Source organism: Psychromonas algarum, from assembly GCF_004376845.1.
Lineage (GTDB): Bacteria > Pseudomonadota > Gammaproteobacteria > Enterobacterales > Psychromonadaceae > Psychromonas.
The window spans coordinates 23,643-38,062 of the sequence record NZ_SNUW01000017.1 but is presented as its reverse complement, the minus strand read 5'-3'; the positions used below and the strand labels follow the sequence as shown (position 1 = coordinate 38,062).

Here is a 14,420-nt window from a genome sequence, read left to right as displayed (position 1 = left end):
GACCCTGTAAATAATTCTGTGTAACTGCGGTTTTTAAACGTAGTCTTTAAGACGGTCTTCGAACGTTATCATAAAACGATTCAAGGCCGTTTTCCAATTTCTTATTGGCATCGTCCATTTCTTTGATGCATCCATGATAGCAAGATAAACCACCTTTTTAGCCGAATCATCCGTTGGGAACACCTTACGTTTCTTGATGGCTTTACGTATTACACTGTTCAATGACTCAATCGCATTGGTCGTATATATCGCTTTCCTGATGTCCTCAGGATAACTAAACAACGTATTGAGGTTATGCCAATGAGCACGCCATGAACGGCTGATTTGAGGGTACTTCTCATCCCATTTATCACTAAAGTCATCCAATGCCTTTAAGGCTTCATCTTCAGTCACTGCTCGATAGATACCTTTTAAATCAGCCGTCAGTTCTTTGTAATCCTTCCAAGGTACGTACTTAATTGAATTCCGAACCATATGCACGATACAGAGTTGTATCTGTGCTTCTGGGTAAACCGTATTAATCGCATCAGGAAAGCCTTTGAGGCCATCAATACAAGCGATTAAGATATCTTTAACACCTCGGTTTTGAAGTTCGGTCAGCACGTTAAGCCAGAATTTAGCGCCTTCATTTTCAGACATCCACATGCCCAACAGTTCTTTCTGGCCTTCCATATTGACGCCTAGTGCTAGGTAGACAGCTTTATTGATGACCCGTTTATCCTGGCGAATCTTAAGCACAATATAATCAAGATAAACAATAGGATATACATTATCCAAGGGTCTAGATTGCCATTCAATCACTTGTTCAATCACCGAATCAGTAATCCTTGAAATGAGTGAAGCAGAGACATCTGCGCCATAAAGTTCTTTGAACGTAGCGACTATTTCACGTGTTGTCATGCCTTTCGCATATAGGCTTAACACTTTGTCATCCATTGAGGTAAAACGAGTTTGTTGTTTTTTGACTAACTGAGGCTCAAAAGAGCCTTCTCTGTCACGGGGAGTTTCAAGTTCAAACTGGCCATCGTCAGTAATAATAGTTTTAGTTGAACTGCCATTACGACTGTTAGTGGTTGATGATTTTCGATGTTTGGAGTAACCAAGGTGGTCGTCTAATTCTGCATTCAATGCAGCTTCAACGGTTATCTTAGTTAGCATCTGACTAAAGTTATTGAGGTCTTTTTCTGTTTTTAATGTTTTAGTGGCTTCACGAGCAAACGCTTCTAATTGCTTCTGATCCATAACTGCTTATCCTTTTCCAAATAGTAGGATTATAAATAAGCAGTTACACAGTTTTTATTACAGTCTCCCTTTTATGCCCACTGTTTTATTTTGTGTTTTCAATAAGTTTTAATGCTAGTTAAAAATTTGAAATAGCGTTATGGTAAATGCCTTTTTATTGAGGTGTTTACTATGAATTTTAAAAATATAATCATGTTTATGATAGCTGTTACTTATAGCGCATTTATCGTTTATTATCAGTCAATTCAGCTACTACCAATCATTTTTCTTTATTTTTTAGTGGCGAGTAGTTTATTGAGTTTTTTGTTCTATGGAATAGATAAAATAGCGGCAATAAAAAACTGGAGAAGAACACCAGAAAAATATTTTCATCTTTTAGCTTTATGTTCAGGTTGGCCGGGCAGTATATTAGGTCAATTGCTCTTTCATCATAAAACAACTAAAGCTAGTTTTAGAGCTTGGTTCTATTTAATGAGTTTATTGAATATGAGCATAGTGCTTCTTTATTTCTTTTATTAAAGATAGTTTTCTAAGTTAGGTTCTATATCTGCAATCAATATTAAATTTCATCGGATTCATAAGGCTCATCAGTATTATCAGTATTATCAGTATTTATATTGTCATTTAATTTATCTATTGATTCTGTTAATGATTTTTGTATTTTTTCACTATGTTCTTGCCATATATTATTTGTTGATTCCCCTAATGATTGTAACTTTTCAGATGTTTTTTGTTTACTCTCTTGCCAAATACTTGCACTAGACTCTTTGCCTTTTTGTAAGAGATCTTGGCTTGATTCTTTACCTTCTTGCCAAGCTTCTTGAGTGCTTTCTTTACTTAATACCCAAATGTCAGATCCAGTTTGTTTGCTTTTTTCCCAGATCTCTTTGCTAGAGTTTTCTACTGTTTCCCAAGATTTAATAGGGATTTCTTTAGCTTTTGTTAATTCTTTTTCTTGTTCCGTATTACAAGCGGTAATAAGCAGAGTGGAGCTAAAACATAATATTGGAATTATTTTTTTTGATATTTTCATAGATAAATTCTTATTAAGATAATTCTCAAAGTGTAAAAGGCATAATTTATTAGTCAAACAATAGTCGACTTAGTTGCAAATAAAATCAGTCGAAGCTTGAATTTTTCTTATTTATAAAATACTGTGTATAAAAACAGTGGGGTGAGTGTTGAAATTATATATTGCTGAAAAACCAAGTCTAGGGCGTGCTGTTGCCGATGCGCTTCCTAAACCACATCGTAAAGCTGATGGCTGTATTTATGTTGCTAATGGCGATGTAGTGAGTTGGTGTATTGGACATTTACTAACACAAGTTGATCCTGAGGTTTATGATCCTGCTTTTAAGCAATGGAAGTTTGAGCATTTACCTATTATTCCTGATAAATGGAAATTAAAGTCTGTTGCGCAAACGAGTAAACAATTAAGCATATTAAAAAAACTAATTAAGCAAGCCGATCAACTGGTACACGTTGGTGATCCTGATCGGGAAGGACAGTTATTAGTTGATGAAGTGATCCATTTTAGTGGTGTGAAAGGTGTTAAATTAAAACAGGTACAGCGTTGTTTAATTAATGATTTAACCGTTAATGCCGTTAAGCGTTCGATTCAACAGCTTCGTTCCAATCAAGACTTTATTCCTTTATCAACTTCAGCATTAGCAAGAACCCGTGCAGATTGGTTATATGGCTTGAATTTAACCCGTACTTATACCTTACTTGCACAAAAGTCAGGTTACCAAGGAGTGATTTCTGTAGGGCGAGTACAAACACCATTATTAGGTTTGGTTGCAAGGCGTGATAAAGAAATTGAAGAGTTTGTTAGTAAACCTTTTTATGAGGTATTAGCGCATTGTCAAACTGACAACCTCGCTGAATCTACTTTTACCGCTAAATGGCAGCCTAGCGAAGCATGTGCTGCTTATCAAGATAGTGATGGGCGTGTTATCGTTAAAGCATTAGCGGAAAACGTAGCAGCACGTATAACAAACCAACCCGCACAGGTAAAAAGCTTTACTAATAAAAACAAAAAACAGATAGCACCTTTACCTTATAATTTATCTGGGTTGCAAATAGATGCCGCAAAACGTTTTAGTTATAGTGCACAACAAGTGTTAGATGCCGCTCAAGCATTGTATGAAAAACATAAGTTAATTACCTATCCTCGTTCAGATTCGCGATATTTACCACGTAACCACCATCAACAGGCGCAATATGTAGTACAAGCAATTGCTAACAATGAACCTGCTATGCAAAAAGCGGTGACTGATGCTAATTTGTCGATTAAGGGCAGGGCTTGGAATGATAGTAGAGTTGATGCACACCATGCAATCATTCCAACAGATACAAAAAAGCTAAGCAGTTCGTTAGATATTGTTTCTAAGAATATCTATCAATTGATTGCACGGCAGTATCTTAGTCAGTTTTATGATGATTATTGTTATGCTGAATGCTTTGCAGAAATTGAAATAAACCAAGGTTTGTTTATTAGTAAAGCTAAGTCTAAACAAAGTGATGGATGGAAAATTTTATTTCCACAAAAGGAAACTGAAAGTTTTTTACCTAACTTAAAAAAAGGGCAAATTCTGCATTGCCAAAAAGGAGAGGTTGTTGATAAAAATACTCAAGCACCAACCCATTTTAGTGATGCAACGTTACTTGCTGCAATGAGTAATATTGCGCGTTTTGTACAGGATCCTGAATTAAGAAAAGTATTAAAAGAAACTGATGGTCTAGGGACTGAAGCGACACGAGCAGGCATTATAGAATTATTATTTAAACGTCAGTTTTTACAACGAGTAGGTAAAACAATTCAAGCAACAGAAGTGGGAAGAAAATTAATTGAAAGTTTACCTGATAATTTAACATTGCCTGATATGACGGCTCTATGGGAAATGCAGTTGGATGCAATTAGTCAGAAAGAGCAAAGTTATCAAGGCTTTGTATTTCCATTACAAGAACAATTACAAAATATAATTACAAGAGCGATTAGTGATGGACCACAAGCATTAGTTAATTTACCTGCTAGCCCTAAAGGATTTAAAAAGCCTTTTCGCAAAAGAAAGACGACAAATACAAAAGGAGGATTTAAAAAGAAATAAAAACAGCTCAGATATTGTTATAACTGAGCTATTGAGACTACTTATTTATTATTTTAGTAAAATGCTAAACGTAGATGAACACCAACATAGAGCAAGTCACCTGTGAAGGTGCTGCTTGATCGGTTACTTAATTTACCATCAAGACCTAGACCTACGTATTCTGTAATGTATTGTGTTCCAGAAAGAAGAAAGTTAAATGATTCTTGGCTATATTCTGAAACGTAATTAACCCCAAGAGTACCTTCAAAACTATCACCAATGCCTTGATTGATATAAGCGCCCACTTTATAGCCTAACTCTTGCTCGGATTTATTGGTCTGATCATTATCACGCCAGTTGTAGAGCACATGCGCATCAAATTCGATATCGGTTGTTTTAAATATTGCTTGACGTAAGCCGATACCCATACCAAAAACACTTGATTGATATGAAAGATCGTTACCTGCATTATCTTTGTCTAGAAGTGAGGTTTCGTAACCCATTTTGAAAATATATCTTTCATTAAGTAATACTTGACCACGTAATCCAGCTGTTGTTACAGAGGGATCAAAGTTATCGTAATCGTCTTTACCTAAATTAAGAGCAATATAGCTATAGTTTACAGGTGTATCGATGGCACGGTAAGTCGTAAAATCTATAGGTTCAATACTTGTTTCTTTTTTTTCTTCTTCAGCGGAAAACACATTAGTGCTTAAAAAAATAGTTGGAATAGTTACTATTGCACTTTTCAATAATCTTGAGGTCATAAACGTATCCATTTGTTAGATGATCGTAGAATACATATCTACTTAGTTACTATATTAGCTATTACACACTAACTTCTTTCTCTGTAGTGTCATGATGGATGCTCTAAGTAGAAGATATAAATATTTCTCAAATATACAACGGATTTTGTTTTTCAACTAATTGATTACTGAGTTTTTTTGAATTTATGCTGATCATTTTTTGATAATACTGATGACAATAAATATGTATCTACATTTTGCGCTGAAAAAACAGTTCAATTCAGGACGTAAATTGACACAAGTAACTGTTCAGTTTACGAAATTTACAATGAAGAAGCGGACTATTTTAACAAGTAAAATAGATTAAACTATTTATTGAGAGAACAAAGGTGGAAATTTAAAATAGTCATATAAGAGCTATAACTATTTTAAATTTTAATGGGGCAGTTGATTTTATCTTCTTTTATTATATTTGCGCTTTCTTGATTTTTTCTTTTCTACTTTATTTTCAGCTTGTATTGCCATTAATTCAGCAACTTCTACTTTTTCTACTGCCGCCATTTCTGGTGTCTCAATACTTAATGGGCCTAATGCCCCTGAGCGTAATTCATTTAATAAAATAGTTGATACTTTATAGATATCAAAGTGTCCACCTGTACGTAAAGCCCCACGGCGTTTAGCAATTAACTCCATTAACTCATGATCTGATTGAGGTGTTTCTTCAAATTCATAGCGTTGTTGTAAACGTGGTAAATAATGTTTAATTAAATACTCGGCAGCATAATAAGCGATATCTTCATATTCAATGGCTGTATCTTTGATAGCACCAGTCACTGCTAAACGATAACCTGAATTAGCATTTTCAATTTTTGGCCATAAAAAACCCGGTGTATCAGATAACATAATACCGCTTGGTAAACGGATACGTTGTTGGTTTTTAGTAACAGCAGGCTCGTTCCCTGTTTTAGCTATGATTCGATCAGCTAAAATATTAATGATGGTTGATTTTCCAACATTAGGAATCCCCATGATCATGGCGCGAATCTGCTTATCCTGACCTAAACGATGAGGCAACATCTGTTCACATAGTTTGGTGATTTGATGTACTTGTTCTGGCTTGCTGGTGGTAATCGCGATAGCTTTTATGTCTTGATCTTGCTCTAAATATTCAATCCATTTTTCCGTTATTTCAGGATCTGCAAGATCGGCTTTATTTAATACTTTAATACAAGGTGTTTTTTCACGAATGGCGGCGATTAAAGGGTTTTCACTGCTGTATGGAATACGAGCATCAACAACTTCAATGATGATATCAACCTGTGGAAGGACTTCTTTGATTTGCTTGTGTGCTTTATGCATGTGTCCAGGAAACCACTGGATATTCGCTTTACTCATTTGATTTGTAACCCTTTATTTATCTTAGCGTGTTCTCATGAGAGGAATAAATGAGCAAGCTAGAAATATTTATAATACATTTGCTGTGAAGTTTAACTGATGCGTCAAGTAGATGGTACAGTGATTTTAATTTTCTGTTTTGAATAGGCTATATTGTTTAACCTGCAATTTGCATTACGTGAGAGCAAATCAATGGCATTATTTGTTAATCATTGTCTTTTACCCTCAAAGACATATACCACAATAAAACAGTAATATTAGATAACGACATTAAACAAAATTAACGGTAACGAGTTATTATTAATTAGATAAATCATCCACTTAAGAATACGGTAATAAACACCCATGAAATTAGAAATGATATGTACAGGTGAAGAAGTTCTGTCAGGGCAAATAGTTGATACTAATGCCGCTTGGTTAGGCAATCAACTGATGGACAATGGTTTTGAAATGCACCGTCGCACCACAGTGGGTGACCGCTTAGAAGATTTAATTGAAGTGTTTAAAGAGCGTAGTCACTGTGCCGATATTATTCTCGTCAATGGTGGGTTAGGGCCGACGGCCGATGATCTATCAACACAAGCCATGGCTGAAGCAATGGGCGTTAAGTTAGAAAGAAACCAAGTTTGGTGTGATCGCTTAGTTGAATGGGCGGCGGAACGAGGCGTAAAACTGACAGACAGTAATTATAAACAAGCCTTATTACCTGAAGGTGCTGTCTTGGTTGATAACCCTGTCGGTAGTGCCTGTGGCTTTAGAGCAAAATTGAATGGCGCATGGTTATTCTTTACCCCTGGTGTACCGCATGAATATAAAAAAATGGTGCTAGAGCAATTTATTCCTTTTGTTCAATCAGAAGCGGGATCACAAAGTAAAGTTGCGGTGACTAAGTTATTGAGTTTAGGCATTGGCGAGTCTGATATGGCGGAACGTTTAGAAAAACTCATTTGGCCAAAAGGCATTTCACTTGGGTATCGTGCTTATATGCCTTACTTAGAGCTTAAACTTATCGCAAGAGATGTGAGCCAATCAGAGCAAAATATCGCGGTACAACAAGCTGTTGCGGAATTAGGGGATGGCATTGTTGCCAAAAACCAGCCCACTCTCGCATCTGAAGTACATGAATTATTAACCCAAGCAGGTAAAACTCTCAGTATTGCAGAATCATTAACGGGGGGAGAAGTTTGTAGTCAATTAGTGAATTTTCCAGGTAGTTCCCGTTACCTTAAACAAGGTGTGGTGAGTTACTGCAATGAAGCAAAAAATACCCTATTAAAAGTGACTGAAGCTTGCCTTGATGAACATTCTGAAGTGTCGTTATTATGTGCAGCACTAATGGCTATTGGTGCTGCAATGGTGAATACAAAAATCAAAGAGACTGATTTTGCAATTGCAACAACGGGTGTAGCTGGCCCTGCGAGTGAACATGACAAGCATCCAGTTGGCACAGTGGTTATCGCTGTTAAAGCTGGCTCTCAAGTGCATTGTCAAATGATCAAAATTTCCTCACAGCGTAGTCGCGACTACATTAGGGAGATTACGGTCGCTATCGCTTTTGATATGTTACGCCGTGCAATTTTGAATTTATCACCAATGGCGGATTACGGTTATATTAAGCGTATAGCGTCATCTGTTTATCTGGTTGAAGATTTGATTAACGTCTAATTATTTTAGCAGTGATTAAAAAGGTATCTTTAGTGAAGTTTAAAAAAAGCATAATGTTTTTTCTTTTATTGTAACCTTGATGGCAGGGTAAGCTTATGCCGTTGTTGTTTGGGTTGATGTACGTACGCTATCAGAAGTTTATGTAACAATAAAGAAGGTGATATTCGTATTTCTCACTCTAATATTGTGAGAGAAGTGAGCCGTTTGTATCCAGATAAAAACACTGAACTCTACTTATATGATAAAACGGGTGGGCGATCTGATATTGCAAAATCAGCATTAGAGCGCGAAGGCTATAAGAATGTTCATAACGAAGGCAGTATTAACGAAGCCTGCGAACAAAGAGGCATAGAGTAATAACATGCAATTAAAACACAGCGCTGAAAAAGTGGTTTATGGTGTCAGTACTAGAACCGATAACGCCACTGAAATGGATCCAGAAAAAGCCAAAATAGGCGCCTTGCATCAGTTATTTGATAGCAGTGTGAAGGTTGATTATCAAAATGGTGAACGCGTCTATGGTGTTTATTTTGATTATGAATCAGACCATACAGGCCGTTTTAACGTATTATCGGGATTTGACGGTAAACCCTTAGCGCATCAAACGTTAGAAAAAGTGGTGCTTCCTGACGCGAATTACTTAGTCTTCATGCAACAAGGTGAAATGCCACAAGCCGTGATTAATGCCTGGATGGAAGTGTGGGAATTTTTTGCCAATGAGCAAAGCGCATATCAACGTGCCTATACGGTAGATTTTGAGTTTTATTCTGGCCCTGACCAAGTTGAATTGCATATTGCTGTGAAAGAGCCCTAAGCCGATGTTACGTCATAAAGCTGTGTAAAGATGACGTATTAGTTAATGATTAAAACGATGCTCAATGTGGCTACAACTTCCCCGCCGTTGGGCTTTCCAAATCATGAATACCTTTCTGCAACAGTAAACAGGACGTTTTCTGTAAGTTCATTCGGTGCCAGCTCTCTTTGCTTACTTTCTCTACTGGTTTAGAGAAAGTAAAGTCGCCGACAGGGCGAAATCACCGCTAATAAAAATCAAGTTGCCCCAACGAGCGAAGACGAGCTTAACAAACTCATCAAAGCACAGAATCCCCATACATCGAAATCAATCATACAATGAGTTAAACGATACACAATGCGGTTACAACTTCTTCACCGTTGAGCTTTCCCAACTCATGAATACCTTTAAGCAACAGCAAACTAAAACTCAGTGACCCATTAGGTCATGATAATAAAATAATCAACAAAGTGAGAGCTTGTCGGTTAAACTATCTAGTCACCATGCTAATTGGATCAAATACATGTCTCTCAACTATACGCCTACTATCAAAGACTGGCTTTCTCTGCTGTTACTCATTTTGCTGTGGGGGACATCATTTATGTTTACCGCAGTCTCACTGCAAAGTTTTAGCCCTGTTGCTATTGTCTCTCTGAGAGTGTTGATTGCAGCGGTTATTCTCACTTTCTTTATGTATATAAAGGGTTGGCGCTTGCCTTTAGCACCCTTGGCGTGGGCGGTATTTTTATTGTTAGGTATTATGGGGAATTTGTTGCCATTTCTTCTTATCTCAACGGGGCAGAAAGATATTAGCTCTGGCATTACGGGATTATTGATGGCATTTATGCCGCTGGCGACAATGATTTTGGCACATTATTTTGTGTCTGGAGAAAGCCTTAATCGCTTTAAAGTTTTAGGTTTTCTGTTAGGTATCACTGGTGTAGTGATTGTGCTTTGGCCATCGCTAGTCGGAGCCCATAGTAACTTACTGAGTGGTTTATTGATTTTATTCGCCACTTTTAGTTATGCGATAAATGCTATTTTGGTGAGGCGATTACCCTCTTATAACCCTGTGGTAACAGCGGCAGGTGTGATGATTATTTCCAGTCTCGTTATCGTGCCATTTTGGCTATGGCAAGGTTTGCCGTGGCAACAAAGCTATTCTTTAACATCCTCGCTATCCATGTTGTGGTTAGGTATCGGACCGACTGCATTGGCCACCATTCTTTTGTTTTCCGTTATCGGATCGGCAGGCCCTACATTTCTTTCGTACATTAATTATGTGATCCCTATTGTGGCGTATTTTACTGGCGCGCTTCTTTTAGGAGAAGCGATTGAGTGGCACAGCCTGGCAGCAATGATATTCATTATTGTCGGAATAGCGCTAACACGTAAGCGGGTGCCGATTAAATAATAATCTAAATTCAGCAGTAGGGCGTTAATCCTACTCTGTTAACAACGCTATTTTATCACTGTGCGTGACTGTTATAATTAAATTAATGAGTGTTTTGTCATTGTGGTTGGTTGTTCAACACCCATTAACTTTAATAGGGTTGGTGCCATATCACCCAAATACCATCTTCATTTTTTCGGGTCCTTATCAATTAAAATTACCGGAATTGGCTTTATGGTGCGTGCTGTATTTGGACTACCATCATGGTTTCACAATTACCGTGATTAAGCGGAATGCTATTATTTACCTAGAGTATCTGTCTAACAGGTGAAATTTATTTTTGCAGTTATAAAGTGTTTCTGTTCAACGAACATTGATAATGAGATAGTTGCCTCTAAAAGGTGCAGTGAAATAGTTATTCTATTTTTATTTAATATTGGAGTGAAATATGAGCTTTCCAATTCAAGGCTCTTGTCAGTGCGGACAGCTAACTTATAAGCTATTTGAAAAACCTAAGCTTGTTTTAGCTTGTCACTGTACTGAGTGTCAAAAATTATCAACCGGCCCATTTAGTGTCACTGCAGTGGTTGCAACGTCTGCTATTGAGTTCACTGGTGAGCTAAAAGAATGGAGTAGAAAAGCAACAAGTGGGAATATAAATAGTGCTAAATTTTGTCCTGAATGTGGCAACAGAGTTTATCAATATAACCCAGAGCAACCAGAGACAGTGAAGTTAAAATTAAAGCCTATTAATTTACCTGAAGATAATTTATTTGAGCCTTCAGTACATACTTGGGTAAGTGAAAAAGTAAGTTGGTATCAGCTCCCTGATGGGGTAAAAGTATTTGATAAACAGCGTTAAAGTTGTATTGACATGTACTGTTAATCATTGATAAAAGATAAGGGTAAATATAATAAAATATTACCCTTATCTTTTATTTAACCTCAATTCTGAATCATTATTTAAACTTTAGTATTGTCAGTTATCTTTTCAACTTCTGTTGGTGTTGACTTAAATAGTTTTAAAATGAGTACAAAAAATAATGGTGCAAAATAAATAACTAAACAAGTTGCTGCAATCATTCCCCCCATTACCGAGGTACCAATTGCATTACGAGCATTTGCTCCAGCTCCGGTACTAATTACCAAAGGTAATACACCAAGTATAAATGCTAATGACGTCATCATAATCGGTCGTAAGCGCATTTCACAAGCCTGTATGGTGGCATCTAGCATGTTAATGCCTTTGTCATACAGTTCCTTTGCAAACTCAACAATTAAAATTGCATTTTTAGCCGTTAAACCTATGGTGGTTAATACTCCTACTTGGAAGTAAACATCATTTTCTAAACCTCTGAACATAATGGCCATTAATGCACCAAGTACACCTAAAGGAACCACTAAAATAATTGCTATTGGAATAGTCCAGCTTTCATATAATGCTGCTAAACATAGGAATACCATCAGTATTGAAATAGCATATAAAAGAGGGGCTTGGTTACCTGCTTCTATTTCTTGATAAGACATGCCCGTCCAGCTGACTTGAACATCTTTAGACAATTCAGCCGCTATCTTATTAACTTCTGCAATTGCATCCCCTGTACTATAACCGGGTGCTGCTTCACCTAATATTTCGACGGCAGAATTACCGTTATAACGGACTAATTGTGGTGATCCCGTCCCCCAATGAGAAGAACTGAATGCTGATAAAGGCACCATTTCATCTTGGTTGTTACGAATAAACCATAGGTCAAGATCTTCTGGTGTCATACGGTATTCTGCGTCTGATTGTATATAGACTTTTTTAGAGCGCCCACGGTCAATGAAATCATTTACGTAAGCAGAGCCCCAAGCAATAGACAGTGATTGGTTTATTTCATTGATATCTATTCCAAAGACTTTGGCTTTCTCATAATCAATATCAAGAAAAAATTGAGCATTATCTTCTAAACCATTCGGTCTTACTTTTTGAAGTACTGGACTTTGTTCCATTTTGGCAATTAATTGATTACGAATATCAATTAATTGAGTATGCCCAATGCTAGCTATGTCTTCGAGATAAAAGTCAAAACCAGAAGCTTGCCCTAACTCTCTAATTGGGGGGGCATTAAAAGCAAAAATAGAGGCTTTTTTATAGTCTGCAAAATGCGCCATAGTACGTTGGATAATGGAATTAACATCTGTACCTGGCTTTGTTCTTTCTGACCAATCTTTTAATCCCAAAAATCCCATTGCAGCATTTTGCCCTGAACCTGAGAAATTAAAACCTGAAACAGTGAATACAGAACGTACAGTATCTTTTTCATATTCTTCAAAATACTCTTTTACATCATTCATTACATCTGTAGTCTCTCTTAATGTAGAGCCTACTGGTAATTGCACCATGACGTTGAAATCACCTTGGTCTTCATTTGGCAAAAATGAACTTGGTAATGCGTTGTATAAATATGCCGTGCCAGCGAAGAGTAATGCGTAAACGAGAATAAAGCGTAACGGTCGTAATAAAACGTGCTTTATCGAACGACGATAACCCGATAATAAATAGTCAAATCCGGCATTAAAAAGATTAAATATCTTTAATGGTTTTTTATTACTTGCAGGTTTTAATAGTGTGGCACATAGGACGGGTGTTAGCGTCAAAGCAACTAATACCGACAGTACCATTGCTGAAACAATTGTTAATGAAAACTGTTGATAGATAACACCCGTTGACCCCGCCATGAATGCCATTGGAATAAATACAACGGCTAAAACCATAGTGATACCAATTAAGGCACTAGTAATTTGTTGCATGGATTTTTTAGTGGCTTCTAAAGGAGATAGGTTTTCCTCATGCATTATTCGTTCAACGTTTTCAACAACAACAATTGCATCATCAACTAACAAACCAATAGCCAGTACCAAGCCAAACATGGTTAATGTATTAATTGAAAAACCTAACATGGACATCACGGTAAATGTGCCTAAGAGTACAACTGGCACGGCAATCGTTGGAATTAATGTTGCTCTTAAATTTTGTAAAAATAGCAGCATAACAAGAAAAACTAATGCAACCGCTTCAACTAATGTAATAGCAACTTCTTCAATAGATAAGCGAATGAAAATATTATTATCTGTTGATTTGGCCATTGCCAAACCTTCTGGAAAGTTTTCAGATAACTCTGCTAGTTTTGCATCAACTGCATCCTGTGTATCTAAGGAATTTGCACCCGAAGCAAGTACAACTGCAATGCCTGATGCAGGATAACCGTTAAATGAAGGGATCACACTAAAGTCTGCACTATCTAATTCGACACGTGCCACATCACTTAAGCGGATCTTTGCTCCATTTCCATCTACTTTTAATAAGATATTTTTAAATTCATCAACGCTTGTTAATAAACTTTGTGCTGTAATGGTTGCGTTAATTAATTGCGTATCAACAGATGGAGTCCCACCTAATTGTCCTACGGTTACTTGACTGTTTTGCACTGATACTGCGTCAGAAATATCCAGTGGTGTTAAGTTGTAACTATTTAATTTAGCGGGATCTAACCAGATACGCATTGCGTAAGAAGGACCAAATATTCTGACACTACCCACACCATTTACACGGCTAATAACATCTTTAAGATTAGAGTTTGCATAATCTTGTATATCACCTGCGTTCATTGAATCATCGGGAGAGTAAAGATTGGTAACTGACATAAAACCAGAGCTACTTTTTCTGACTGATATACCTTGATTTTGTACTGCTGCAGGTAAGCGATTACTTGCTTGCTGTAAGTTATTTTGTACTTGAACCTGTGCAATATCGGGATCTGTTTCTGCACTAAAGGTTAAGACTATTTCTGCATTTCCGGCAGAGTCACTGGTTGATGACATATAAAGTAAATTATCTAAACCTGTCATACTTTGTTCAATAACCTGTGTAACACTATCTTCAATTGTTTTTGCTGAGGCCCCCGGGTATGAAGCGCTAATTGTGATTGCTGGTGGTGCAATCGTTGGATATTGAGCTATCGGTAGCGTAAAAATGGATGCGATGCCTGATAACATAATTACAATAGTAATTGCCCATGCAAAAATGGGTCTTTGAATAAAGAATTTAGACATAG

The 14,420-nt window shown here is 36.9% G+C and carries 12 protein-coding genes; 7 read left to right on the top strand and 5 right to left on the bottom strand.

Features of this window, described 5'->3' with window-relative positions; genetic code table 11:
* Positions 1-33: 33 nt before the first annotated feature.
* Positions 34-1,242: an IS256 family transposase gene (locus tag E2R68_RS13075; RefSeq protein WP_134278124.1), complete on the bottom strand. Its 1,209-nt coding sequence runs from the start codon at positions 1,240-1,242 to the stop codon at positions 34-36.
* Positions 1,243-1,413: 171 nt separating this feature from the next.
* Between E2R68_RS13075 and E2R68_RS13070 the strand changes: the two genes are divergently transcribed.
* The gene (locus E2R68_RS13070) at positions 1,414-1,761 is read left to right on the top strand and encodes a DUF1294 domain-containing protein (RefSeq protein ID WP_208380243.1); all 348 of its coding nucleotides are present in this window, start codon (positions 1,414-1,416) and stop codon (positions 1,759-1,761) included.
* A gap of 40 nt (positions 1,762-1,801) precedes the next feature.
* Here the strand turns inward: E2R68_RS13070 and E2R68_RS13065 are convergent, their stop codons facing one another.
* Positions 1,802-2,275 (bottom strand): hypothetical protein, encoded by a 474-nt coding sequence (locus E2R68_RS13065; RefSeq protein WP_134278123.1) that lies wholly within the window; start codon positions 2,273-2,275, stop codon positions 1,802-1,804.
* 148 nt (positions 2,276-2,423) lie between these two features.
* Here E2R68_RS13065 and E2R68_RS13060 point away from each other — a divergent pair, with 148 nt between their 5' ends.
* Positions 2,424-4,352 (top strand): DNA topoisomerase III, encoded by a 1,929-nt coding sequence (locus tag E2R68_RS13060; protein WP_134278122.1) that lies wholly within the window; start codon positions 2,424-2,426, stop codon positions 4,350-4,352.
* A 53-nt stretch (positions 4,353-4,405) separates the two neighbouring features.
* On the opposite strand, the gene E2R68_RS13055 is transcribed toward E2R68_RS13060, so the two are convergent.
* Both E2R68_RS13055 and ylqF read right to left on the bottom strand, forming a co-directional pair.
* Positions 4,406-5,098: a hypothetical protein gene (locus tag E2R68_RS13055; protein ID WP_134278121.1), complete on the bottom strand. Its 693-nt coding sequence runs from the start codon at positions 5,096-5,098 to the stop codon at positions 4,406-4,408.
* 432 nt (positions 5,099-5,530) lie between these two features.
* Positions 5,531-6,472 carry a ribosome biogenesis GTPase YlqF gene (gene ylqF, locus E2R68_RS13050; protein WP_134278120.1) on the bottom strand — a complete coding sequence of 314 codons (942 nt, stop codon included), beginning with the start codon at positions 6,470-6,472 and terminating at the stop codon, positions 5,531-5,533.
* 345 nt (positions 6,473-6,817) lie between these two features.
* Here ylqF and E2R68_RS13045 point away from each other — a divergent pair, with 345 nt between their 5' ends.
* From E2R68_RS13045 to E2R68_RS13025, 5 genes are all read left to right on the top strand, one after another.
* On the top strand, positions 6,818-8,137 hold the full coding sequence (locus E2R68_RS13045; RefSeq protein ID WP_134278119.1) for a CinA family nicotinamide mononucleotide deamidase-related protein: 1,320 nt from the start codon (positions 6,818-6,820) through the stop codon (positions 8,135-8,137).
* Positions 8,138-8,323: 186 nt separating this feature from the next.
* Positions 8,324-8,494 (top strand): rhodanese-like domain-containing protein, encoded by a 171-nt coding sequence (locus E2R68_RS13040; protein WP_347876595.1) that lies wholly within the window; start codon positions 8,324-8,326, stop codon positions 8,492-8,494.
* Positions 8,495-8,498: 4 nt separating this feature from the next.
* Entirely contained in the window at positions 8,499-8,951 is a 453-nt protein-coding gene (locus tag E2R68_RS13035) for a GyrI-like domain-containing protein (protein ID WP_134278117.1), read from the top strand.
* Between the two features lie 502 nt (positions 8,952-9,453).
* A complete protein-coding gene (locus E2R68_RS13030; protein ID WP_134278116.1) occupies positions 9,454-10,344 on the top strand; it encodes a DMT family transporter in 891 nt (296 codons plus the stop codon).
* Positions 10,345-10,771: 427 nt separating this feature from the next.
* Positions 10,772-11,185 (top strand): GFA family protein, encoded by a 414-nt coding sequence (locus E2R68_RS13025; protein WP_134278115.1) that lies wholly within the window; start codon positions 10,772-10,774, stop codon positions 11,183-11,185.
* A gap of 101 nt (positions 11,186-11,286) precedes the next feature.
* Here E2R68_RS13025 and E2R68_RS13020 read toward each other — a convergent pair whose 3' ends face one another.
* Positions 11,287-14,418: an efflux RND transporter permease subunit gene (locus E2R68_RS13020; RefSeq protein WP_134278114.1), complete on the bottom strand. Its 3,132-nt coding sequence runs from the start codon at positions 14,416-14,418 to the stop codon at positions 11,287-11,289.
* Positions 14,419-14,420: the final 2 nt, after the last annotated feature.